The 24,326-nt window shown below is 61.4% G+C and carries 22 protein-coding genes; 10 read left to right on the forward strand and 12 right to left on the reverse strand.

Going from position 1 to position 24,326, the window contains the following annotated elements:
• Nucleotides 1–109: 109 nt before the first annotated feature.
• On the forward strand, nucleotides 110–298 hold the full coding sequence (locus ACYQ2T_RS08760; protein WP_459899994.1) for a hypothetical protein: 189 nt from the start codon (nucleotides 110–112) through the stop codon (nucleotides 296–298).
• 130 nt (nucleotides 299–428) lie between these two features.
• On the opposite strand, the gene ACYQ2T_RS08765 is transcribed toward ACYQ2T_RS08760, so the two are convergent.
• The 4 genes from ACYQ2T_RS08765 to ACYQ2T_RS08780 all read right to left on the reverse strand — a co-directional run bounded on the left by ACYQ2T_RS08765 (nucleotide 429) and on the right by ACYQ2T_RS08780 (nucleotide 4,172).
• Nucleotides 429–1,814 carry an MBL fold metallo-hydrolase gene (locus tag ACYQ2T_RS08765; RefSeq protein ID WP_459899995.1) on the reverse strand — a complete coding sequence of 462 codons (1,386 nt, stop codon included), beginning with the start codon at nucleotides 1,812–1,814 and terminating at the stop codon, nucleotides 429–431.
• 270 nt (nucleotides 1,815–2,084) lie between these two features.
• Nucleotides 2,085–2,360, reverse strand: a complete 276-nt coding sequence (locus ACYQ2T_RS08770; RefSeq protein ID WP_459899996.1) for a hypothetical protein — start codon at nucleotides 2,358–2,360, stop codon at nucleotides 2,085–2,087.
• Nucleotides 2,361–2,489: 129 nt separating this feature from the next.
• Nucleotides 2,490–2,693 carry a hypothetical protein gene (locus tag ACYQ2T_RS08775; protein WP_459899997.1) on the reverse strand — a complete coding sequence of 68 codons (204 nt, stop codon included), beginning with the start codon at nucleotides 2,691–2,693 and terminating at the stop codon, nucleotides 2,490–2,492.
• Between the two features lie 78 nt (nucleotides 2,694–2,771).
• A complete protein-coding gene (locus ACYQ2T_RS08780; RefSeq protein ID WP_459899998.1) occupies nucleotides 2,772–4,172 on the reverse strand; it encodes an SGNH/GDSL hydrolase family protein in 1,401 nt (466 codons plus the stop codon).
• Nucleotides 4,173–4,905: 733 nt separating this feature from the next.
• On the opposite strand from ACYQ2T_RS08780, the gene ACYQ2T_RS08785 reads away from it, so the two are divergent.
• Nucleotides 4,906–5,430, forward strand: a complete 525-nt coding sequence (locus ACYQ2T_RS08785) for a hypothetical protein (protein ID WP_459899999.1) — start codon at nucleotides 4,906–4,908, stop codon at nucleotides 5,428–5,430.
• 27 nt (nucleotides 5,431–5,457) lie between these two features.
• Nucleotides 5,458–6,342 (forward strand): hypothetical protein, encoded by an 885-nt coding sequence (locus ACYQ2T_RS08790; RefSeq protein ID WP_459900000.1) that lies wholly within the window; start codon nucleotides 5,458–5,460, stop codon nucleotides 6,340–6,342.
• A gap of 183 nt (nucleotides 6,343–6,525) precedes the next feature.
• On the opposite strand, the gene ACYQ2T_RS08795 is transcribed toward ACYQ2T_RS08790, so the two are convergent.
• Together ACYQ2T_RS08795 and ACYQ2T_RS08800 are read right to left on the reverse strand one after the other, a co-directional pair.
• Complete coding sequence (locus ACYQ2T_RS08795) at nucleotides 6,526–7,296, reverse strand: alpha/beta hydrolase (protein WP_459900001.1); 771 nt, start codon at nucleotides 7,294–7,296, stop codon at nucleotides 6,526–6,528.
• A gap of 361 nt (nucleotides 7,297–7,657) precedes the next feature.
• Nucleotides 7,658–9,229 carry a sigma-54 interaction domain-containing protein gene (locus tag ACYQ2T_RS08800; protein WP_459900002.1) on the reverse strand — a complete coding sequence of 524 codons (1,572 nt, stop codon included), beginning with the start codon at nucleotides 9,227–9,229 and terminating at the stop codon, nucleotides 7,658–7,660.
• Between the two features lie 343 nt (nucleotides 9,230–9,572).
• Between ACYQ2T_RS08800 and hpdB the strand changes: the two genes are divergently transcribed.
• From hpdB to ACYQ2T_RS08825, 5 genes are all read left to right on the forward strand, one after another.
• The gene (hpdB, locus tag ACYQ2T_RS08805; protein ID WP_459900003.1) at nucleotides 9,573–12,287 is read left to right on the forward strand and encodes a 4-hydroxyphenylacetate decarboxylase large subunit; all 2,715 of its coding nucleotides are present in this window, start codon (nucleotides 9,573–9,575) and stop codon (nucleotides 12,285–12,287) included.
• Nucleotides 12,288–12,289: 2 nt separating this feature from the next.
• On the forward strand, nucleotides 12,290–12,550 hold the full coding sequence (hpdC, locus tag ACYQ2T_RS08810) for a 4-hydroxyphenylacetate decarboxylase small subunit (protein ID WP_459900004.1): 261 nt from the start codon (nucleotides 12,290–12,292) through the stop codon (nucleotides 12,548–12,550).
• Nucleotides 12,551–12,635: 85 nt separating this feature from the next.
• The gene (locus tag ACYQ2T_RS08815) at nucleotides 12,636–13,931 is read left to right on the forward strand and encodes an MFS transporter (RefSeq protein WP_459900005.1); all 1,296 of its coding nucleotides are present in this window, start codon (nucleotides 12,636–12,638) and stop codon (nucleotides 13,929–13,931) included.
• 80 nt (nucleotides 13,932–14,011) lie between these two features.
• Nucleotides 14,012–14,992 (forward strand): glycyl-radical enzyme activating protein, encoded by a 981-nt coding sequence (locus ACYQ2T_RS08820; protein ID WP_459900006.1) that lies wholly within the window; start codon nucleotides 14,012–14,014, stop codon nucleotides 14,990–14,992.
• A gap of 148 nt (nucleotides 14,993–15,140) precedes the next feature.
• Entirely contained in the window at nucleotides 15,141–15,740 is a 600-nt protein-coding gene (locus tag ACYQ2T_RS08825; RefSeq protein ID WP_459900007.1) for a DUF4125 family protein, read from the forward strand.
• Between the two features lie 320 nt (nucleotides 15,741–16,060).
• Here ACYQ2T_RS08825 and ACYQ2T_RS08830 read toward each other — a convergent pair whose 3' ends face one another.
• From ACYQ2T_RS08830 to ACYQ2T_RS08840, 3 genes are all read right to left on the reverse strand, one after another.
• The gene (locus tag ACYQ2T_RS08830) at nucleotides 16,061–17,044 is read right to left on the reverse strand and encodes an L-lactate dehydrogenase (protein WP_459900008.1); all 984 of its coding nucleotides are present in this window, start codon (nucleotides 17,042–17,044) and stop codon (nucleotides 16,061–16,063) included.
• Nucleotides 17,041–18,075, reverse strand: a complete 1,035-nt coding sequence (gene gap, locus ACYQ2T_RS08835) for a type I glyceraldehyde-3-phosphate dehydrogenase (protein ID WP_404845106.1) — start codon at nucleotides 18,073–18,075, stop codon at nucleotides 17,041–17,043. Before gap ends, ACYQ2T_RS08830 begins: the two co-directional genes overlap by 4 nt.
• A gap of 273 nt (nucleotides 18,076–18,348) precedes the next feature.
• Complete coding sequence (locus ACYQ2T_RS08840; RefSeq protein WP_459900009.1) at nucleotides 18,349–18,909, reverse strand: GAF domain-containing protein; 561 nt, start codon at nucleotides 18,907–18,909, stop codon at nucleotides 18,349–18,351.
• A gap of 345 nt (nucleotides 18,910–19,254) precedes the next feature.
• Here ACYQ2T_RS08840 and ACYQ2T_RS08845 point away from each other — a divergent pair, with 345 nt between their 5' ends.
• Together ACYQ2T_RS08845 and ACYQ2T_RS08850 are read left to right on the forward strand one after the other, a co-directional pair.
• Entirely contained in the window at nucleotides 19,255–19,686 is a 432-nt protein-coding gene (locus ACYQ2T_RS08845) for a MarR family winged helix-turn-helix transcriptional regulator (RefSeq protein WP_459900010.1), read from the forward strand.
• A 31-nt stretch (nucleotides 19,687–19,717) separates the two neighbouring features.
• Entirely contained in the window at nucleotides 19,718–20,728 is a 1,011-nt protein-coding gene (locus ACYQ2T_RS08850; RefSeq protein ID WP_459900011.1) for a methyltransferase family protein, read from the forward strand.
• Nucleotides 20,729–20,802: 74 nt separating this feature from the next.
• Here ACYQ2T_RS08850 and ACYQ2T_RS08855 read toward each other — a convergent pair whose 3' ends face one another.
• From ACYQ2T_RS08855 to ACYQ2T_RS08865, 3 genes are all read right to left on the reverse strand, one after another.
• The gene (locus ACYQ2T_RS08855; protein ID WP_459900012.1) at nucleotides 20,803–21,489 is read right to left on the reverse strand and encodes a S1 family peptidase; all 687 of its coding nucleotides are present in this window, start codon (nucleotides 21,487–21,489) and stop codon (nucleotides 20,803–20,805) included.
• Between the two features lie 19 nt (nucleotides 21,490–21,508).
• A complete protein-coding gene (locus ACYQ2T_RS08860) occupies nucleotides 21,509–22,429 on the reverse strand; it encodes a glycine betaine ABC transporter substrate-binding protein (RefSeq protein WP_459900013.1) in 921 nt (306 codons plus the stop codon).
• 97 nt (nucleotides 22,430–22,526) lie between these two features.
• On the reverse strand, nucleotides 22,527–24,155 hold the full coding sequence (locus ACYQ2T_RS08865; protein WP_459900014.1) for a BCCT family transporter: 1,629 nt from the start codon (nucleotides 24,153–24,155) through the stop codon (nucleotides 22,527–22,529).
• Nucleotides 24,156–24,326 lie beyond the last annotated feature (171 nt).

The raw sequence follows: 24,326 nt of genomic DNA on the forward strand, positions 1-24,326 counted from the left end.
GATCCTCCTCATGTTACGGCCTTTGCGCCGCGCCGCATGATGTCAGGCGGACGACACGGCAAAAGCACCGTACGATTGAACGAATGCTCACATAAGTTGCACTGCGAGCATGGCTGAAATATCGGCCAGTTACAGAATTCCTTTACTCTCCCCCTGCGGAATCCTGTCAATTTCTTTAGCAGACAACCGCAAGGGAAAGCACGAACAAAATGCCGAAGTTCCTCGAAAAAGTGGGGGGCTGCAGCGCAAAAAACGGGAAGAAAATCTCCCGGCAAAACATATCGTTATGGAATTATAGCATGCGCAACTGTGCTGCCGCAAAATTATTTTGCGCAGTGCATTCCGCCACGCTCTCGCGGCAAAAAAAGGACCGCACCAGCTGACTGGTGCGGTCCTCAAATGCTTCATGACGAAGCGTCGTGTGTGGGTTACGCAGCGGGCGCCTTGGCGCGGGCCTTGGCCCACGCCGTCATGCCGCCGGCAAGAGATTTGACGTTGGTGTAGCCATGCGCGCTCATATACGAGCCAGCAATGTTGGAGCGGTAGCCCGTGCCGCAGTAGACCACCACCTCATCGGAGGTCGGCAGTGTGCAGCAGGCGTCCAGAATCTCGGTAAAGGGCATATGCGTTGCGCCTTCAAGGTGCCCGCCATCCCATTCCGCCTGAGTGCGTACGTCCAGCAGAACCGGCGGCGTGCCCGTTTCCAGACGCTGGGACAGCTGGTGCGCCGAAACCTGCTCCAGGCTCTCCACCGGCTTGCCCGCGTAAATCCATGTCTGCATGCCGCCGGACAGGTAGCCGATGATGTTGTCGTAGCCGATGCGGTGCAGTTCGGTGCGCATGGCGTCGTAGGCCTGTCTGTCCTGCACTACAAGGAGCAGTTCGGACTCCGGCGCAATGACCATGCCCACCCAATTCGCAAGCTGCTTCTCAAAGCCGATGTTCACCGCGCCGGGGATGTGGCACCCGCCAAAGGCCGCGCCGTCGCGCGTATCGATAATGGTTGCCCCGCGCTCCATGGCGGCCTCAAAGTCGGCTACGGTCAGGGCGCGCTCCATGGGGCACCGGTCCAGCAGCGGCGCGCCGGACGCGTTGGTGGAGATGATGTACTTAAAGCTCTTGGGCCGCGTGGGGAAATCCGCCCCCATCACCTCGGCAAAGGCATCAAAGGAGCCGTACTGCAAGCGCGGATTATGCCCACGCTCAAAGCCAAGGGTGGAGTGCGGCTTGGCGCTCATACCCTTGCCACACAGCGAGCCTTCGCCATGGGCGGGGTACACTTCCAAATAATCCGGCAGCTTGCCCAGCTTTTCGTACAGCGAGGTATAGAGGTTGTGCACCTGCTCCTGCAATTCTTCCTTGCCTGCAAGGTCCGGACGCCCCACATCACCCACAAACAGCAGGTCGCCGGTGAGAATCATCATCGGCTCTTCTGCGCGGGCAAGGTCCGTGACCACAAGGGAAATGGAATGCGGCGTGTGACCGGGAGTGTGGAGCACTTCCAGCTTGGCGTTGCCCGCCGTGAGGGTGTGCCCTTCCGGCAGGGGGGTGAAGGTGAAGGTGGCGGGCGTTTCAGGATGCATGCAGATGGGCGCGCCAGTGCGCGACGCCAGCTCATGCGCGCCGGAAACGTGGTCCGCGTGGACGTGGGTGTCGATGATATGCGTGACCCGCATGCCTTCGTCGCGGGCAATGTCCAGATAGTCCTGAATATCACGCTTGGGGTCGACGACAATCATCTCACCGGCCTGGGGGCAACCAAGAACATAGGACAGGCACCCAAGGCCATTGACTTGAATCTGCTTAAAATACATGGGCTTTCCTCCATTTTTCCAATGCTTTTGGAGCGGCGCAAAGCGCGCCGCATGGTTGACCGCGCCGCGCCCAATCTTCTGCCAGAACCTTCCCAAGTTCCCGCATACTCACGATATACTGCGCAACGCGTCGCGAAAGCCTCATTCGCTCCTCGGCATTCTTTGTCCTAAAATTTCGTACGGTTGTCTAGCCCTTGCCGCATATTCTTTTGCGGAGCGGCCAGCTAGGTCGGCGCGCTCCGCGTCCGGTGGGGGCACCCGCAGGCGGCGTCACATGGCGCATGGCGCGCTGCGCTGCCTGTCGCGATAGGCGCGGCCCACGGCGTCGATGTAGTCCTGCGTCATGGACGAAGTGCCATGTTTTTGCTCATCCTTCACCTTTTGGGCGTGGACCTCCACAAAGGACTGCATATCCACATTAATGACCTCCGTCGTGGTGAAGGCGTACCCGCACCGCTTGCACCGGCGCAGGCGCGACACGGTGCGCACATCATCAAAAGACCGCAAAACCGACGACTCACCGGCGCATTTGGGACAATACAGCATAGCTTTCTCCATTTTCCTTGCATGATGGCAGACTGGCGCGGCCTCCGGCAGGTCCGTCCTCCGGTCCGCGTTCTGTCTGTCTATACGGTCACGCCAAGGAAAGATGGCACATGTGCCATATGCCATAAATTATTCGCCTTTTTTCTCGGCGGCCTGCCGCCTACGCCGGGGCGTATCAAAAATGGCGAGCACCACGGGCAGCACCACAAGGGTCAAAAACGCGGCTTCGTACACAAGATCCTGCATGGGCATGCCGTACCACCAATGCACCACATACGCGCACCCCGCATAGACTAAAGGCGCAAGCACCACCGCCCGCACAACCTTTCGCATCGCGCCCTCCTCTGCTCATTATGAAATATACGGCAAGCTCCGCGCCACCGTTACGCCTCCCGCACCAGCCAACGCCACTTAACGGGCCACACCCGCCGCGCCCTCTCCGGGCGCTCTTACGCTTTCTACGCCGCCGTCACGCAGGACGGACACAACCGCCCGCGCAATGGCGCGGGCCTTGGCCTGCTGGCCTGCGGCTGTCATATGCGCAAGGTCGGTATACAGGTCATTCTGCCCGGTGAGGTCTTGGGCAAGGTCAAGAAGCGTCACCTCCGGCACACTCGCCGCCACGCGGCGCGCCACGGCATTGGCCGCATCAATGGCCGGAGCCTCCTCCGCATACCGGACCTGCGCGGAAGTGGAGCGGGGCTGCGTCACCACCACCAGCCGCGCCCCGTTTGCCCGTACCAGCGCGGCCAGCGTGCGCAGTGCGCGCTCAAAGGGCCGCCAACGCTCCGGGCGCTCAATCAAGGTCATGTCCCGCTCGCGCGGCTGATAAATGGCATGCCACAGGTTCATCCAGTCCGGCGCCCCAACGCGCCACACGCCAAGACGCGCCAGCACACTTACCCGCAGCAGAGGCCGCAGGCTCGCCGGAGGACGCGCCGGAGCATAGGACTTGTACGCATGGCTATAATCCGGGCGCATCGTGCGGGTGTTGACCACGGCCTCAATCTCATTCCAGCCATGGTGGAACACCACAACATCCGGCGCGAAGGCCTGCCCGTTCAGCATATAGTTCACGACGGAGTGCAGGCTGGTCCAGTAGCCTGTGCCAAAGTTCAGCACCTCGTACCGCGTCTCACCGGGCGCGGCGTTCAGGATGCCTTCCAGCGCGCGGGGGTACCCCGTGGCCGTGGTGGAACCGCCAAGACACGCCACGCGCACAGTGCCCTGCGGCTTAACCAACGACCATTGCGGCCCAATGAACCCATACGAATTGAACGGCACCCCGCGGCTCAGCACCTCTGCGTCGGGATAATACACCCGCCCGCTGCGCCCGCGAAAGTGCGTCAGCGCCTGCCCCTTAAATAGCGCCCCCGATGCGTCAAGGGAGCGGGCGATGCGTTCACACGGCGCGGCAAGCTCGGGCGCGGAACGCACCACCGTCCGCGCGCCAAGCTCCGCCCACAGCAAAACCATCAGTCCCAAAACCACCGCCACCGTCCGTGGCATCCGCGCCCCGCGCCACCAGAGCGCCGCGCCCACAACGATGAGCGCCGGGCCAAGGGCACCCGCCACGCCTAGCACAGCAAGCTCGGATTCGCCGGGGACCATAAATACCGCCGCAAAGACCGGCGGCAGGCACGCCGCGCCACTTACGACGCACAGCGCCGCCACCAGCCGCGCCGCCGCCCGCGCCCCGCGCTCTTCACGCCAAGGTGCACCCGGCTGCGCGCCATGGCGCGCGGTGCTGTCGCCCCCATCCGGCGCGAGCGGCGCTGCCTGAGGTGCGCCCTTGTCCGCTTCGTGCGTCATTCTGCCTCCCACACAGGGTTGCCGTTCTCCTGCCGCCTCAGCCAGTTGCGCCCAAACTGAAAAACTCCGCACCACTCCCGCGTCTCTGCGACGGGGGAGAAACACGTGCCACCTGTACCGCCATGATCTGTTCCCGGACACAAGTGTTCCCCATGTTCCGAGTTATGCAGAGGCTCCACCCTCAACTGCCCGCCCCGCTTGTGCACATCGCCCTTGGCAACATGTGCACTTCTTGTGCAAACTTGTGCAACACGCCACCTCACATCTTGTGCACCCTGCTGCACATCCTACACAGTGCACATGGCACATCTTTTTTGAGCAATTCTCTAACATCCCGCATTCACACACTTTTCAAACTTGGCACGGGGCTTGATAGAGAGAAGACAACGGCAATGGTTGACGGACCATAAGCCACCTCCACAGCTCTCTAAAAACACTAACCCGTCACGGCGCAAAAGACGACTCCCCCCTCGTCGCGCTGTGAACCTCTCCTCTTCACCTAACGACTGCATCCTCAACAGGCGGCCGGGACCGGCGACATCCCGGCCGCCACCCCCTCTCCAAAAAGCCGCGCCATCCCCCCCTCTGGATGGCGCGGCTTCTCTTTTGCCCGGGCCCTATCCCCCCGCACTGCCCATACGGCGTCCAGAGCCTGTGGACTGGGCAATTTCACACTGCCCGTTGTGCGCCGTGCCCACGGTGGTGTATGCTGGAGCCAAGGGAGGGCAAAGCAGTGAACGATGTGTATCCAGACCGTTTTCGCCTGCTGGGCATCATTGCCTTTCGCGGCGGCATCGTGGGGCTGTTGTTCGGGGTGCTGTGGGCGCGCCTGACGCGCCCGGACTTTTACGAGCCAGCGCCGGATGTCTGCGTGCTGGCGCTCCTGCCGCTTATCGCCGGAGCCGCCGCCGCGTTGGTTCCGGCCCTACAACGCTTGTTCCGCAACACACCAAGCCTTGCCATCTCCAATATGGAGGTCTTCATAGACTGCTCCATCCTTGGCCCCACCATCGTCCGGTGGGACGACGTGGAAAACGTCCGGCGCCGCCGCACACTGTTGACGGATTCCATTGAAATCGTCCTCACGGAGCGGGGCGTGGAGCGGCTGGACTTTTGGCGACGCCTTGCCCTGACCTTCGGCCTCGGCGGGTCAGCCAATTCCCTGCGCATCCCCGCCAGCATGCTCCCCGGCGGGGTGGACGCCATCGGCAGTGAGCTTGGTCACATCTTCCGTCAACGCGGCACGCTCCTCGGCTAACGCCCGCCGCACCACGCAGGAACGCCCATGGACAGCTTTCACGCAAAACACAGCCTCACCGCCCACACAGGGCAGCCATCCTGCGCCGCATCTTCCGACGACCCGGCGCGGGACAGCGTGGTGCGCATCATCCTGAACCTTGGCGACGCCGGACATGCCGTGGGCAGCGGATTTGTGGTGGCAGGACCGGGCGGCCCCAGCGTCATCACGGCCTTCCACAGCCTCAGCGGCGGCGTCAGCCTACGCGAACGCCTCCGCGCCAAAGCCATCCGCCCGCCCATGCGGGGTAGCATCCGTCATGGGGCGGAAGTCATCGCGGAATTTCCTCTATATCAGCGCGGCATCAGCATCTTTTTGCGCCACCCCGCGCCGGAGCGCGCCAACTGGTGCGACGTCGCGTGCATTCCCTTCGACACACTCACGCTGTATGCAGTGGGCACCTCGCGCGCGGCGCGCTTTTGGTCACTCCCCGGCATTGACCTGCCGCGGGTGGATGACGGCGCCACGCTGGTTGACGACATGGCCTTGCCCGTGGGCAAGCCGGCCCTGCTGTATGGCTATCCCGGCGGGCGCGACTTTTGGGGCGCACCCATAGGCGTCAGCGCCACCATTGCCGCGCACGCACCGGAGCGCAGTTTTCTGCTCATTTCAGGGAATATGGATATGGGGTGCTCTGGTGCTCCCGCCATGGCGCGGGAATTTGGAGGGTATATGCGCAGCGCGCAGGATGGGCCGCAGCACGTCGCAGCGCGCACGCCCATCGTGGACCAGTGGCTGGGCATGTACAGCGGACGCCTCTACGCCGTGAACGCCGCCCGCCAAGTGACGCAGCACGAAACGCCCGTCGGCGTGGTGTGGACGCCGGACACCATCCGGGACGTCATAACAGACGGCGTGCCCGACGTTCTGTAGCCGAAGGCGCCGCCCGGCTGAGAAGGCGCGCCTCTGGACTCATGAATGAAGCGCGCAACCAAAAACGCCGCCCAAGAGATGGACGGCGTAAGACGCAAAGAGAAGCCGGGTGCGCCCGGCAAGCCCAGACCCCACCCTGTGGGGGCCAATCCCCCTCAGCCAGCACAAGCCAAGGCGAGTCATCTACCGCTCAAGACGCCGCAGCACAAAATCACGCGCCAAGCGCTCCACAACAGGCCGAGTTTCCCGGTGGGTGGTAAGAACGTGGCGGCTGGTTACCGTTTCCGAGATGGGCAACAGCCGCACCTCCCGCTCGCAGGAGCGGACCTTGGTGATGATTTCCCACGCATTCTCCTGCGGGACAGTCCGGTCCCCCTCGCCCTGAATCACCAGCAGCGGCGCGCGCACATCCATAAGCCGCCGCCGGGTGGAACGCATCCCCGTCAGCAGGCTGTGGAGCGGACCAAGGGCCATCACGCCCTCATAGCCACGCCACGGCGCAATGGCCACGGACTCGGGCCGACGGCGGCTCGTGGGCCACATGGGGCGGATGCTTTTGAGGAGTGGGATGAAAGGCAGTCGCCAGTCCGTGCAGACAAAGGGATACAGGCGGTAGAGGAACAGCGGCGCGGCCATGGTGACGATGCCCGCCGGGTCAAAGCGCTGGGCGATATGCAGCGCCAGCGTCCCGCCCATGGACAGCCCCATCACAAACACGGCCTTGTGCTGGCGCGCGAGGTCGGCGTAAGCGTCATGGGCCGCAGCGGCCCAGTCGTGAAAATCCGTTGTGCACCAGTCGTCCACGCTGGTGCCATGGCCGGGAAGCAGCGGTACGGAGACCGGAAGCCCCTCCGCCTGAAAGACGCCCTCCAGCCCCTGCATCTCGTACGGCTCGCCGCCAAAGCCATGCAGAAGCAACACAGCGGCATCACGGTGTTTTGTCGGTGTAGGCATACCCCTACAGATAGCCCGTGACCGCCCACCACGCAAGAGGCGAAAACCCATGCGTCCTGCGCGCCCCGCTCAGGCAACCCGCCCCGATCACGCAAAAACCGGCGCGGCCTGCTCACAGACAGGGTGGCCGCCTCTCAGCCGCAGACGCCCCGTCGCTGCCCCGTCGCTGTCCCCTGCGCTACGCACCTGAGCACGCGCCACAGCGCACTCGCCCGGTCCATCCCTGACCCAAAGGCCAACGAAAGACTGCGGCGCACCAAAAATGCCACGATTTTCCAGACAACGCGCGCAAAGTATGCCACGGGACCAAGGAAGCCCTACGAACCGCTACGGCCCCGGTCTGGCGCGCCCGCACGCCCTGTTATGACACGGCGGGATCAGGCTCCCGCTCCGTACACTGTGGACGCCCCTCCATGTCGCTGATTTCATACTTGGCTATCTTCTTGTACAGAAGCGGACGCGATATGCCGAGGAGCTTCGCGGCCTTGGAGCGGTTCCCTTCGGCGGTGGCCAACGCGGAACGGATGGCGCGGCGCTCGGTCTTCTCCACCATGGAGCACAGGCTAAAGGAGTCATCATCCAGCATGTCTTCATCCGGGCGGGGGGTGACGGAGTTCTGAATCAGCACGCGCTGGATGTCGCTTTTGCCGATGCGGTCGTGCTTCACCATAACCAGCAGGCATTCCAACACGTTTTTCAGCTCGCGGATATTGCCCTGCCAACTGTGGTGCTGCAGGGCGAGGATGGACTCCGGGGTCAGGCGCTTGTGGAAGATGCCGTGCTCGCGCGATATCTCGCGCCACAGCTGCTTGGCGAGGCGGGGAATCTCCTCCAGCACCTCGCGCAGGGGCGGGATGGTGACCGGGATGACATTCAGGCGATAGAACAAATCCTCACGGAAGGTGCCCTGCGCCACCATATCCTTGAGGTTGCGGTTGGTGGCGGCAATGATGCGCACGTCCACCTTCTGGCGCTTTTCACTGCCAAGGCGCTCCACTTCCTTCTCCTGAATAACGCGCAGCAGCTTCACCTGTGCAGAGAGCGGCATGTCGCCTATCTCGTCGAGAAAGATGGTGCCCTTGTCCGCCAGCTCGAACTTGCCCTTGCGTCCGCCCTTGCGCGCGCCCGTAAATGCGCCCTCCTCGTAGCCGAACAGTTCGCTCTCGATAATGGTTTCCTGAATGGCGCTGCAGTTAAGGCGGATAAACGGCCCACAAGCGCGCAGACTGTGGTTATGGATGCTCTGGGCGAAGACCTCTTTGCCCACGCCGGACTCGCCCTGCAGGAGCATGGTCACGTCCGTTTGCGCGGCCTGCATGGCTACGCTCTTGGCGTGGCGCAGCTTCGGGGCCACGCCCACGATGCGGTCGAAGGTATAGCGCGTGTCCGTATGCGCGGACCGCAGCTGGCGCAGGTCCTTAATTTTGTTTTGCAGGGACTTGATCTTGTTGGTGAGGAGTTGCACCTCCTCCATGTACCGGAAGCGGATCATCCCCACCACGCCCACACACTCCCCCTTCTCCACAATGGGAATGCGCGAGACCACGTACGGCTTGCCGCATATATCCTGAAAGTGATCATGCTCCGCCTCGCTGGTCTGCGCGGCGATATGCATGCGTGTGTTCTCTATGACTTCGGTCACGTGGCGCCCCAGCACTTCACATGTGCGGACGTTGTGGACCTCGCAGAAGCTATCGTTGATGTAGATGATGTACCCTTCCGTATCAACGACCATAAGCGCATCCGCACAGTAGTCGATAATCTTGCGCTGAAATTCGATGAGGTGCTTGATGTCCGCAAACCGCTCCACTCCGTCCAGAACGTCCACCCCCTTGGGAAACGACTCCACATCCAACGTGTTGCCATCCAGTGCGTGAGAGACCAGCAGACCTGCCCGCTTGAGATTCCGGGAATCGACCTTCAGCCCTTGCATGAGTGTCCTCCAGATTTTGTCACGGTTCACATCAAGCGTGTCGCAATGGGTGTAACGCGGCGTGACACCCGTGTCACACACAGACACATATGTGAAGAGTTTGTCAATCCTCGATTTCCGGCGTTTTGAGCGCACGGCCCAGCGCGGTGGCGTGTCACGCTGCGTTACACATCCCGCTATTTCATAGCACAAGAGTCTAGTTTGCATATTCATATAACATACTGAAATGTATGCTAAATTTTGAAAAACCTTCCCCCGCAGTGGCCTTGGCACACTCCCTGTAATGCTCCGGGTGTCATGAAGCGACACACAGTTTCATTCACCACTCAAACGGAGGCCTCACATGGCTAAAACATTCAAGGAAGTTATGGCAGATGCGGGCATCTCCATGGATTTCCAGGCGTGCGGCACCGCACCCCAAGAAATCGTGGACCGCGAGATCGTCCTTGAGCCCCACGAGCGGGTTCAGAAACTCAAGAACATCTTCATGCAGACGCTGTCGTCCGCAAACAACGAGTTCCCCTACTGGTACACCCGCGAGTACGTGAAGCTGGACAACGAGATTCCCGTCGTCCGCCGGGCCAAGGCCCTGAAGCGCGCATTCAGCAACCTCACCCCGGTCATCTTCCCCGGTGAGAAGCTGGTCATGCACAAGGCGCACTACTTCCGTGGCTCCTTCCCCATGCCGTGGCTGTCCGAGGGCTTCTACGTGGCGCAGGAGGACGAGCTGTATCAGGAAGCCATGAAGCGCGGCTCCGCCTCCGCTGACGAGCACTCCAAGTTCGGCTCCGGCGGCGGCAACGTCGTTGCCAGCTTCGGCAAGGTCATCTCCATCGCGGGTAAGTTCGGCATGCGGCAGGAAGAAATCCCCGCTCTGGTCAAGCTGTCCAAGATGTGGGTGGGCAAGTCCGTGGACGACCTCGGCAACAAGTACGAGAAGATGGTCCCGAACTACGAGACCAAGGAACAGATCATGCGCAGCATCGTGTGCATGTTCGACTCCGGCTACACCCTCCCGCAGGGCCGCGAGGTCATCAACTATTACTATCCGCTGGAATACGGCTTTGACGGCATCATCAAGATGGCGCGCGAGCTGAAGGACAAGGTGGCCGGACGCGCCGACGGCGACGGTCTGGTCGGCATGAACCGCCTCTACAACTACGAGGCCGTCATCAACGTTGTGGAAGGCGTGCAGAACTGGGTGCTGAACTACGCCAAGGAAGCCCGCCGCCTCGAATCCGTCGAGCAGGACGAAACCCAGCGTGCAGAATACGCGGAAATCGCCGAATGCCTCGAATGGATCGCCCACAACCCGCCGCGCACCTTCCGCGAGGCCTTCCAGATGATTGAAACGGTCCACCTTGCCGTGCTGAACGAGGACGCCATCTCCGGCATGTCCCCGGGCCGCATCGGTCAGGTGCTGTACCCCTACTTCGAGCAGGACATGGCCGCCGGCCGCCTGACCGAAGACGAAGCCCTGGAGCTGCTGGAACTGGACCGCATCGTCAAGACCTCCATCGACTGCTTCGCCTCCATGGGCGTTGTGGGCGGCGTGCTGTCCGGCAACACGTTCAACACGGTGTCCGTTGGCGGTCTGGACAAGTTTGGCCGCCCCGCCACCAACCGTCTGGAATACCTCATCCTCAAGGCCGCGGCGTCCAACGCCATGCCGCAGTCCACCATTGCCCTGCTCTACGACGAAAAGCTGCCCGAGGACTTCCTTGTTCTGGCGGCGGAAGTCATCAAGACGGGCGCTGGCTACCCGGCGTTCATGAACAACCAAATTGCGCTGGAGTTCCTGACCGCGCACTACGGCCCCGAAGGCATGACCAATGAGGAAGCCCGCGCATGGGCCATTGGCGGCTGCCTTGAAACCTCCGCAGGCTGCTGGAAGCCCCTGCACCTGAATGGCAAAGAATACTGGATTCCCGGCGGCTGCGGCCAGCCCACCAGTGTTGGCGTGCATTTCGTCTCCATGCCCAAGATTCTGGAACTGACCCTCTTTGACGGTCTGGACCAGCGCACGGGCGAGCGCGTGTTTGCCCCGCACGGCAAGAAGCTGGAAACCTACGAGGAAATCTGGGAGCAGTTCAAGCTGTACTGGCAGGAGGCCGTAGACGTCCTCACCCTGACCAACAACATCCAGCACGACGTCTGGCGCAAGAACAACATGGGCGTCTTCCAGTCCATGCTCAAGCCCGACTGCCTGGACTCCGGCCACCTGATCAACGAGCTCGGCTACCGCTACAACGCCACCTACAACGTGGAATCCACCGGTACCATCACGTTCGTGAACTCCATGGCCGCCCTGCGCAAGCTGGTGTTCGACGACAAGAAGGTGGACCTCGATACCTTCCGCACCGCCATGCTGGAGAACTTCGGCTTCCGCACCGCGCACGAGGTCAACTCCTTCTCCATCGCGGACCAGCAGAAGCGCGACGACGACAAGGGCCAGTGGAACAAGCTGCACTTTGAGTGCCTGCAGGCGCCCAAATACGGCAACGACGACCCCTACGCGGACGAAATCCTCCTCGACTGGGAGAACTTCTTCTGCCCGGACTGCTACAACTACGAGTCCCTGTACGGTCACCCGCTCTACGCGTGCCAGATTTCCGTCTCCACGCACGGAGCCATGGGTTCGGCCACCATTGCCAGCCCGGACGGCCGCCTGTCCGGCACCACCTTCGCGGACGCCTCCCTGTCCGCCTACCCCGGCACGGACCGCAACGGTCCCTTCGCCCTCATGAGCTCGGCCTCGGTATGGGACCACTCCATGTCGCAGAACTCGCAGCTCAACATCAAAATCCACCCCAGCGCCATCAAGGGCGTGGAAGGCTCCCGCAAGCTCGTAGACCTCACACAGGCCTACATGCGCAAGGGCGGCTTCCACGTGCAGTACAACGTGGTGGACTCCAAGATGCTGCGCCGCGCGCAGGACAAGCCTGATGAATACCGCGACCTGATGGTCCGTGTGGCGGGCTTTACCCAGTACTGGGTGGAAATCGGCAAGTCCGTGCAGGACGAACTCATCGCAAGAACCGAATACGAGGGGATTTAGACATGAAACTGGAATACCGCGACACCCGTGAATTCGTGCCCGTTGACGTGGACAAGGGTCTGGACCGCCTCACCGGCGAAATGGTCAAGGGCGACACCGCAGCGCCCGAAGGCTACACCATGCTGCCCAAGTGCAAGTTCTGCGCGAACTACGAGGGCACGGACACCTTCGACGGCATCTGCCAAGCCAGCCAGCAGGAACCAAAGTTCATGGCGTACGGCGACATGACGGCAGTCACCTGCGAGATGTTCAAGGCCAAATAGCCCCACCACGAGCGGCCGGGAGGAACATCCTCCCGGCCTTTTTTCCACCGGGCGGCCAGCCGCCCCCTCAAGAAGAAGGTTCACTATGCAAAGCAAGAACAAACTCTACGGATGGTCCGTGGTTGTCGCCTCGTGGCTGGCGCTCTTTTGCCTGTTCGGCTACCGCGCCACCTTCTCCATCCTCAAGGTGCCCATGAGCACGGACATGGGCTGGAGCCAGGCCGAGATCACCCTTGGCTACTCCCTGATGATGATGTTCTACGCCATCTTCGCCTTCATGTGCGGGATGATTTTGGACAAGTGGGGCACCAAGCCCGTGTACTTCTGCGCCGCCATCTTTGGCGCGGCGGGTTTCTACGTCACCAGCTACGCCACCAGCCTGCCGTTCTATTACTTCTCCTACGGCGTCTTGGCGGGCATCGCCACGGGCATGCTGTGGGTGTCGTCCACCATTAGTGTGCGCAAATGGTACGTAGGCAAGGACTACGCCAAGATGTTCGGCCTCGCCTTCATGGGCGCGCCCATGTCGCAGGTCATCATGAGCCTGTTCGTCAAGGAGAGCCTTGCCGGAGCACAGGGCGACGCGTGGCGCTCCGCCATGCAGCTGCTGGGCATCCTGACCCTTGGCTGCCTGCTGCTGGCCACCATAGTCGCCAAGCGCAATCCCGAAAACTACGGCATGGAACCCTTTGGCGAGGTGCCCTCCAGCACGCCGTCCGCAGCCGAATACGTGTGGAGTATCCGCGAGGCCTTCTCCACCTATCCCATCTGGTGCGTCATCCTCACCTTCCTGACCAGCATGCTGGCCGAGTTCCTCGTGTGGACGCAGATGGTCAGCTACTGGACCGCCGACCTTGGCATCTCCCTGCCCAAGGCCACCAACCTCTACGTCACCATTGGCGTGGTGGGCATCTTCTCCATGCCGCTTATGGGCATTGTGGCGGACAAGGTGGTGCAGGCGTCCAAGTGCGAATCGCAAGGACGCAAGCGCATGCTCATCTTCGGTCCCTTTACCGGCGCCATCGCCTGCGGCCTGCTCTTGATGCAGACCGCCACAACCACCCTGCTGGGCATTCTGGCCTGCTTCATCTTCGCCATCTACTGGGCCGTGGTTCCCGGCGGCGTGGTGGGCTACACGGGCGCGGTCTACGGCCGCAAGACCCTTGGCAAGATATGGGGCCTCGCCACGCTCATCGTGATGGGCATCGGACCGTTTATCGGTCCGCTCATCGGCGGCTACCTCAAGGACTCCACGGGCAGCTACACCTACTCCATCCTGTTTGCCCTTGGCTCCTTCATTGTCTCCATGCTGTTGGCCTCCACCCTGCCGCTGGCCACACAGCCCGTTGACGCCCGGGAAAAGGTCGCCAGTCAGGCGTAACCCCTTCTGAACCAGACTGACTACCGGGGCGCACGCGTGTGCGCCCCGGCCTGAACCATACCAAGCCCCAAGGAAGCGACATGTACAAGGTTATTCATCCCCAGACGTCACCAACACCAGCCGCAGGCCTGACGCCGCAGCCCACCGGGCTGATTTTCGACGTACAGGGGCACTCCGTCCACGATGGTCCGGGCACGCGTACCACCGTCTTCCTGAACGGCTGCCCCCTGCACTGCGTGTGGTGCAGTAATCCCGAAGGGCTGTTCCACTCGCCCGTGATGATGCACCGGTCCAGCCAGTGCCAGTGCTGCGGCAAATGCATTGAAACCTGCCCGGTTGGCGCGCCCTCGGTGCAGGACGGCGTGCTCGTCTTCGACAGATCCAAGTGCGACGGATGCACCACTCACGAGTGTTTGGACACCTGCTACCACGAGGGTCTCGTCGTCAGTGGCGAGCGCTTCACCGTGGACGAACTGATGCGCATCCTCCAGCGCGACAGACAGTTTTGGGGAGCGAACGGCGGCGTCACCTTCAGCGGCGGCGAGCCGCTCATGCAGAAGGATTTCATCCTCGCCATGCTGAAGGCATGCAAGGAGCACTACATGCACACCTGCATTGAAACCACCTCCTGCATAGAAACCGAATTCTACCTGAAGGCCACCCGCTCTGTGGACTGGATATTCACGGACCTCAAACACATGGACTCCGCCAGCCACAAGCGCCTCACCGGCGTTGGCAACGAACTCATCCATAAAAACATCCGCCTGCTGGCCCAAAGCGACTGGAACGGCGCGCTCATCCCGCGCATGCCCGTCATCCCCGGTGCCAACGACTCGGACGAGAACATTGAGGCCACGGTGGCCTTCATCCGCGACATTGGCCTTGATGTGGTCAACTTCCTGCCCTTCCACCGCCTTGGGGAATCCAAGTACCGCCAGCTGGGGCGCACCTACGCCTACGCCGAGCAGACCGCCCCCACCGACGAGCAGATGAACCACTTTAAGGACATTGCCGAGAGCTACGGCCTGTTCTGCTTCCTTGGCTGGAACACACCGTTCTAGGCCGCATCGCCCGCCGCGCGGCCCTTGGGGGGCGCGCGGCGCTTCGACCACGGCGCGGGCAGAGCCCCCCCCGCCACATACGCCGCACACGCGGCGCGCAGAATCCTCAAGCGGACGGCCCTTTCCGCCGCCCACGGGAGCAACACCCATGAAGGATACGCAAACACAGCGCACCATAGAACGCATTGTGGATTTGGAGCTGGAGATGTTCAAGTCCGTCTATTCCAGCGTCCACACGCCCTGTCAGGACCACCTGCAAACCTTCCGCACCATGCGCTGGATGACGCACTCCGTCATGCCGCAAAACGTGCTGGACGCCTACCTTGGCGACCTGCAGGAGGCCAAAGGCTACGACCGCAACCTCATGGTGGAAAAATACGCGCGCATGGAAGGCCGCATGCCCCCCATTCGCGAGTCTCTGCTCATTGATGAAATAGTGGATACGGAAATGGCATGGATGCGCGAGATGCACAGCCGCTACCCGGCCCTGTTCGAGTCCAAGGGCGAGGCCTTTCGGACCTACATCTCGTGCGAATTGGAAACGCTGTCCCTCAATACGCTGGAGCGCCTGCACAGCTTTGTGGTGGACTCGCGCCGCGCGGGGCGCAACCTTGTGGAGGAGCGCTACGACAACCTCTTCCGCCATACAGGCTACGAGTCCACAGCCCACCGCAACCAGATAGAACAGCAGCGCCGCAGCGCCCAAAGCGCCGACAACACCACAGGAGCGGACACGGGCGCGGCATAATCCCCTTCGGCAAAGACTCCACGGCTAAAAAAATACGGCTCCCTGTGTGCAGCAGGGAGCCGTATTGCGAGGGGTCTTGTGACGAATCGCTGATAGTCACAATATGCAAAGATCCCTTGGGGCGTGAAGCCGCATGGAATCAGTGTGCCTAAGCCCGGCGAACCTCCCCGGACGGTACGCGTCCGGCGGGTTCTCAACTGGGAATATTGTATGCCACGAAAGGTCGGCAAGACCTATGGTCATCGTCCGAACTTTCTCCTTTGTCAAGGCTTTCTCCAAAGATACCGCCGCGCGCCCTCCGCCCGCCATGGCGATGTGGGCTACGCCTCCTTCAAGGACGTGATGGCCTCGTGAATCACTGCGCCGGACTGCTGGAGCGCCGCAAGCTCCGCCTCCGCAAGGGGCGTCTCCAGCGCCTGCTCCACGCCACTGGCTCCAATAACGCACGGCAGGGAAATGCACACGTCGTCATCAAGACCATGCAGACCCTTTGCCGGTGCGGACACCGTGAGGATGGTCTTGGAGTCGCGGATTATCCCCTCCAGAATGCGGCACAGGGACGCGCCAATGCCATAGGCCGTGGCGCCCTTGCGGTCGATGATTTCATACGCGGCGCGGCGCACGTCGGTATCAATGCGCTGGCGGGTGGCGTCGTCAATGACTATGCCCCGCTGCTGGCAGAAGTGCTCCAAGGGTACATTGGAGACATTGGCGCGGCTCCACACGCATACCTCGCTGTCGCCATGCTCGCCAAGGACATGCGCGTGCACGCTCTTCACGTCCACAGCGCAGAGGTTGGCCAACTGCCGCCGAAAGCGCCCGGTATCCAGCACCGTGCCGGAGCCGAACACATGTCCGGGCGCAAGGGTGGATGCCTGCACGGCCACAGCGGTCATCACGTCCACCGGATTGGTGACGATGATGATAATGGGCGTTGGCGACACGTTTTGTATGTCCTTGACAATGCGGGTAATAATGCCCGCATTCTCCTGCAAAAGCTCCATGCGGCTTTGGCCGGGCTTCTGCGCCTTGCCCGCCGTCACAATGACGATATCCGCGCCGCGGCACGCCGTGTCGTAGTCCTCGGGCGTGACGCCAGCGGAGGTAATGCTGACGGACCGGGAATAGGCCGTGGCGTGGGAGAGGTCCATAGCCTCACCCGCCGCGCGCTCCTTATCAATGTCCATCAGCACGATTTCGCGGGCAAGGCCGCGCATGGCCGCGCCATAGGCAAAGGCCATACCCACCGCCCCAACGCCGACAACTGCCACTTTGGGCAAACTCAGACGCGGTGTTGCTGTCATGCCTTATCCTTCATGAGTTTGGCGAGGTCCGCCACGCGGCAGGAATAGCCCCACTCGTTGTCGTACCACGTCACCAGCTTGGCAAGGCGCTTGCCCTTCACAAGGGTGTGCTGCTCCTCGACAATGGACGAATTGGGATTGCCCTTAAAGTCCATGGAGACAAGGGCCTCGCCGCTGTAGTCCAAAATCCCCTTCAGCTCGCCCTGTGCGGCTTCCTTCAGCACCTTGCGCAGGTCTTCGGTGGTGGCGTCGTTGTTCAGGACAAGGGCGCAGTCCACGATGGAGACCGTCGGCGTCGGCACACGCAGGGAGTAGCCGTCGATGCGGTCCTTGAGTTCGGGAATAACGAGGGCTACGGCCTTGGCCGCACCCGTGGACGTGGGGATGATATTCTGCGCCGCAGCGCGCGCCCGCCGGAGGTCCTTATGCGGCAGGTCAAGAATGCGCTGGTCATTGGTAAAGGAGTGGATGGTGCACATCAGGCCGGAGTCGATGCCGAACGCGTCATGGATAACCTTGGCCGCAGGGGCAAGGCAGTTGGTGGTGCACGAGGCGTTGGACACAATGTGGTGCTTATCCGGGTCGTAATCCTGATGGTTCACGCCAAGGACGACGGTGAGGTCCTCTTCCTTGGCCGGGGCCGAGATGATGACCTTTTTGGCGCCGGCGTTCATATGCGCGCTGGCCTGCGGCCCGGTGCGGAAGATGCCTGTGGACTCCACCACAATATCCACGCCAAGGTCGCCCCACGGGATATCCCGCGGGTCGCGCAGGGCAAAGCTGGTGACGTCCCAGTCGCCATACTGAATGCTGCCGGTGGACAGGCCGCCGTCGCTTTCCTTAAAGCCGACATCCACAGGCGCGCGCCCGTAGTTGGTGTCGTACTTCAGCAGGTGGGCGTTAGTGCCGACGTCAAACAGGTCATTAATGGCGACAACTTCCAGCTGGTCGCTCCATCGCTCATGCACCGCCTTGAGGACCTGCCGACCGATTCGGCCAAAGCCGTTGATGCCGATTTTCCATGTACTCATTACGTCAATCTCCTCTGCCGGACGGGGGCATGCTGGGGCCACTGTGGTACGCCGGTTTCCCAGAGTGGGCCGGGGCACCCTTGGCCGCGGCGCATGTGGCGCCGCCCTCAGCCGCCGCGCGGACCATGCCGCGCGGGCGTGCCGCCCCTCGCATCCGGATTAGTGGGATGTTGCATCTGTCTTTACGCGCGTGCCGCACGTGTACCGCGGCGCCGCCCATGCCCAGTCACGCCTTACGGCGCGGCCCAGACAAGGCCCGGCGCCATGGCGGCGCTAGTCCTCAAAAATTCTGTACTCAAAGGACGTCTGCGTCTCGTAGTCGCGCTTGAGCGTCTGGTAGAGACGGGCGTTGTCCAGAGCCACCGCGGACAGGGCGGCAACGCTGCGCGCAAATTCCTGCTCGTCCGCGTCAAACTCGCGCGGGCGCTCGGAATAGAAGCGCAGCACGCCAATGTTGCGCTTTTGCGCCCGAAGCGGAAGAACCAGCAGGGACACAATGCCCTCCTCGCGGGCCTGCTCCTTGTACTGGAAGCGTTCGTCGGTGGTGACGTCCGCGATATAGACGGAATTGCCGGCAAGGGCCTCGCGGTCCACGCCGCTCTTTTCCACCTCCACCGAGCCCTTGCGCATGTATTTCTGCGACAGGCCGTAGCTGGCGCTGGGCAGGAGCTGCTTTTCCGTGCGGTCCAAAAGCCGCAGGGAGCACCCCTTGACCTCCAGGGCTTCCGTTGCCTTCAGCGTGACCGTGAGCAGGACTTCCTTGAAATCCAGACTGGAGTTGATGGCCAGCGCCACGGCAAAGAGCGATCTGTAGTACCGCTCGTAACGTTGCATGGGAGACTCCTTTGGTTTGGGATATCTGCCGGTACTCGGCTTTTTTCGCTGCGTCAGGGTTCCCCGCCAACCCAAACGGGTCAAAACGGACAAAGAACCACACCTGACAAACACTTTTTCGATACCAAGTATCGCATCCGGTGTATAGGACGGAAACACTTTTCGGCGCATCACCACGGCGCCAGCCGCCGCCAGTACGCCACAGTCCACCCCCACCAAATTCCCACTATGCCACAGCCTGCGCCCTCCCGCCAAATGCATCCGCAAAAAGTCACTTCTTGCTTGCCAAAAGGTGTATAGGCCCTATACACTCCACCCATGCCAAACTACCCCAAAGACCTGCACATGCAGCATCTGCAACGCTTCCTGCACAAGTTCAGCCGTGTGGCCAAGCGCGCCTACGACTTTGGCGGCTACGCCCTGCACCCGGTGGAAATCCACACCCTCGCCTTCATCACCGGCAAGGGGCGCTCCTACGTCAGTGAAATTGCGCGGGAGACCGCCGTCACGCGCGGGGCGGTGTCGCAGGTGGTGGCGCGCCTGACGGACAAAGGGCTAGTGGACAAGGCCCCGGACCCGGCCAATACCTCACGCATGCTCATCCACCCCACCGCAGAGGGCGAGCGCGTCGCCGCCGCGCACGACACCTTCCACGACCAGCGCGACCAGCGTTTTCTGGCTTTTCTTGAGAGGCTGGATGCCGACCAGCGCCGCATCGTCAAACAGCTGTTCTTCGAGATGGACTGTTGGATGGACAACTATCTCGACGACACCTGACCTCCCCGCACTGCGGGGGAAGGAGCGAACCATGTTCGTGCCCAAAGTTACCGCGGACTTTCGTCCCATCGAGCGCCTCATTATCCAGTCCCAGTTCAGCAATCTGCTGACCGCTGCCCTTGAGATGCGCGTTTTTGATTATTTGCCCGCCACGGCGGATGGCGTTACGGCACGCCTTGGATGCCGCGCGGATGTCTGCGCGCGCTTTTTGGATGTGCTGACCGCCATCGGCCTTCTTGAACGCAAGGGTGACACCTACCACAACACGCCAACGGCGCAGGAGTTTTTAGCCACCTCCTCCCCGGCCTACCGCGGAGCGGAACTGGACCTCCAACTCAAGCATTACGAAACCTTCTCCCAAAGCATCACCGAGCGGATCCTGCACCCGGCCCACAAGGAACGCGACCGCACCGACACAGGCTGGGCCAGCCGCGACGCCCTTGAAAGCCTTGGCAACTACGCCCTGTGCGGCATGCTGCAGGAGTCCACAGCCTTCATCACCGCCCTGCCCGGATTCTCCGGGTTCAAAACCATGTGCGATGTGGGCGGCAACCATGGCTATTACAGCATGGCCCTGCTGGACCAAAATCCCGGCCTGACAGCAACGGTGTGCGACCTGCCCAGCGTTGCGGACACCATCCGCGCCTTCCACGCCGAAAAGGGCTACGCGGACCGCATGACCACCCGCCCCATGGACCTGCGCACAGATGATTCCCTTGGCGCAGACTACGACCTCGTCTTTGCCTCGCACGTGCTGTACGGCATGCACGACGCCATGGACGCCATCCTTGGCAAAGTGACCGCCGCCCTCGCTCCGGGCGGATGGTTTGTGGCCTGCCATTGCGCCCGCCCAGAAGATGAGGCGTGGCACCCAGCGCAAGCGTTTACAGAGTTTCTCACCGTCCTCAGCGGCTACCCGACCCACCACCTTGACCGGGAAGCCATGCTGGGGCACCTGCACGCCGCAGGGCTGAGCAACCTCCACGCACAGGTTTCCCCCACCACGGGCATCCTGCTCCTTGCCGGACAAAAGCCCGCCTAACGGCGACCGCGCATAAAAAAAGGGACGGAAGGCCAAAGGCCTTCCGTCCCGTCAATTCACGCAGTTGCGCAGGGCTAGAAAATTTCCAGTCCCTGCTCCTCCATGAGGCTTACGCCGTACTCGATGGGGACAACGGCGGAGATGTTGGTATCCATGGAGCCTTCGCATATGGCGCCGCGGATGTCCGAGCCGTCGCGCATGGGGCAGAAGCGTCCCCACACAAGGCCGACGATGCGCTCGTCCTCAACGGAAATGACCGGACCGCCCCTGTCGCCCATGTGGACGCGGGAGTCGATGAGGATTTCCTGATAGCCCTTGGGCATGATGACCTTGCTGGACACAATGGACGACACAGCGGCAAGGCTGTGCAGACGCTGGTTGCCAAAGGGAAAACCAAGGCTCAGCACGCTGGCGCCAATGGCCAACGTTTCGCTGTTGCCAATCAGATGGTCCGGCGTCTGGAAGGTCAACGCAGGCTCAAAACGCAGCAGCGCCACGTCACTGCCCGGGTCCTCAGCCACCACTTGCACGGAAAGCGGGGTCACCTCTTCGCGCACGATGGTCTGGTATTCGTCCGTGGAACGGGCGGGGACAACAACGAGGTCGTCAGGGTTATCACCATACAGGTGCTTAACGGTCAGCAGAAAGCCTTCGCTGTGGCAGATAAAAGCAGTACCAAGGAAAATGGCACCACCCTCGCCGTGCTGGCGCATGAGCATCATCGTCGCATGCTGGTACTTATGAGAAGCGGAAACGAACATAGTGAACAAATCCTATCTGTTAGGGACGGCGGCCAATCCACGAATTCACCTGCGCGGGATGGGTCTCCACCCAGCGCAGCGCCTTGCCGTAGGGGTCAAGGCCATCGTCCAGTTCAATCCATGTCATGAGCAGACCCATCTCTTTGGGCGTCCAATGGAAATGATCCAAAAACTCGTACACGTCAGGCATATCCCGCTCTAAGCCCTTACGGGCAATGGTATGGATGGATTCTGCCGTGCCAAAGACTCCCTTGGGATCCTCCAGCATGCGCAGCTTCCACACACCAAACATCCAATGCGGCGTCCACCCCGTAACGACAATCCACTCCTGCCGCTGAATAGCCCGTGACAGCTCCTCCAGCATGGTGTCCTCGTCGCCTTCAACCAGACGCATATTGTCCAGCCCGTACACCTGCAGCGCCTCGCGGGTTCTGTGCATCACGCCTGCACCGGGGTCGATGCCGATGATGCGCCCGTCAAAACGCTTCGCATACTTTTTCAATTCGGGGATGCTGGTCACGGGGATATAGGGGGCGTTGCGCTGGCCGGTCTCGTTGGGCAGACGGCCAACGTTTACATCGGGCACAACCAGCCCAAGCTGCGCACCAGCTAGGTTTGCGCCAAGGTCATCAACCTTGCTGCCAAACTCGCGGTAGTAGTCGGCCTGTGTTCGGGGGAGCCATGCGCCAACCAGAACATCCTGCCGCCCTTCGGCAACGGACGCCCACATTTCGCGGGGGGACATTTCCGTCAGCACGCAGGGGCGGTCATACCGGGTTTCCACAACGGCCTTGATAAGATTGGCGCTGGCGACCTCGGTCTTCCAGTTCACATACGCGAGCCGAAGGGGAGCCTCGCCATCCGCATGTGCGGCATGGATGGGGACGCAGAGAAAGCTGAGGAGAATGGCAAGCAGGGCAAAGGGGCGTAAGAGTTTCATGGCTGTCCTCCGGTTACACTGGTTGGTCACGGAACGCCGATAGTCTCTTTCGGGATAGCAAAGCGTGGGCCGGGCGTGCAACCCGGCCCACGACGCGTTAGCGCATTTTTTTCTTATTGAGTCGTGCGATGGTTTTGGGGCTGGGCTTGGTCTTGAGCTTCACCTTAATCTTGGGACGCTTTTCCACGCGGAAGCGCTGCGGTCCAACATATTCATCAAGCCCCTTATACAAACTCCAGCACATGAGGAGGATGACCACCGCAAAAGGCAGGCCCGTTGTGATGGCCGCCGTTTGCAGTGCCACAAGGCCACCGCCAAGCAGCAGCGCTCCTGCGACCACACCTTCGGAAATGGCCCAGAACAAACGCTGGAGCACCGGCGGGTCGGGGTTGCCATCGGCGGTGATGATATCGATAACCATGGAGCCGGAGTCCGACGACGTCACAAAGAAGGTGATGACGACGATGACGGCCAGCAGGCACGTAAAGCCGGACAGCGGGAACTTCTCCAGCAGCACAAACAGCGAAACGGGAATGTTTTCCTGCACCGCCTGCGCAATCTGGCCGGAGCCGAACATTTCAATATTCAGGGCGCTGTTGCCGAAGACGGTAATCCACAGGAAGGTCACAAAGGACGGCACCAGCATAACGCCCAGCACAAACTGGCGGATGGTGCGGCCCTTGGACACGCGGGCGATAAACATGCCCACAAAGGGAGACCAGGCAATCCACCAGCCCCAGTAGAACACGGTCCAGCCATTCTGCCACGACGTGTTCTCGTAGGTTTCACTCCACGTGGAGAGCTGGGGCAGATTCTGCAGGTAGAAGCCAATATTCTCGATGAGCGCGTTCATGATGAACAGCGTGGGGCCAACGGCCAGCACAAAGAACATCAACGCGGCGGCGACCATGATATTCAGCTCGGACAGGCGCTTAATACCCGCATCCAGTCCCTTCACCACGGAGACAGTGGCAATGGCCGTAATACAGGCGATGAGCACAATCTGCACAATGGGGGTCTGCGGCAAACCGAACAGGTGATGCAGACCGGCATTCACCTGCCGCACACCAAGGCCGAGGGAAGTCGCAACGCCAAACAGCGTGGCCACAGTGGCCATAATGTCCACGGTGTAGCCCCACGGACCGTTGACCTTGTCGCCCAAAATCGGCGCAAGCACGGAGCGGATGGTCAGCGGGTAGCCCTTGTTGAACGAGAAGAAAGCGAGGGAAAGGCCAACGATGGTGTACAGTGCCCAAGGGTGGAAACCCCAGTGCAGGAAGGACAGGTCCATCGCCAGACGTGCGGCCTCGGGAGTGCCAGGCTCCGCAAAGGGCGAGGCCACAAAATGGAACATCGGTTCCGCAACGCCGTAGAAGAGAAGACCGATACCCATGCCCGCACTAAACAGCATGGCAAACCACGCCGTTGTGCTGAACTCTGGTTCGGCGTCGTCGCCGCCAAGGCGGACATCGCCGAATCGGCCAAGGAGGAGCGTGATGGCAAAGACGAGGGCAATGTTCATGGTCCAGATGAAGAACCAGCCCCCGTAGTTCGCAATGTTGGACTGCAGCGTCTCAAACCAGTTGCCAATGGCCTGATGGAACGAGATGGCCAAGACAACGAACGAGACGATTAGCCCTGCGGAAATGTAGAAAACATAGGGGTTGACATCAAGCTCTAGCCAATTCCTTTTCTGTGACTGCGTATGAGGTTCCTTATCAATCAAAGTGCCTCCAACTGTTGTGTCGCCAATGGGAAGAAGAGCGCTTCCCGAATACAGGATGTGTGTGTGATGCGTGCGACGGTTCGTAGATATGAAGAAGGTGGGGAGGCTAGCGACATTTTTGTCATTTTTCAAGTACCCGATCGGGCTTTAGCCAGCCTGAATCCTCGCGAT

It is taken from the genome of Desulfobaculum senezii, assembly GCF_054657395.1.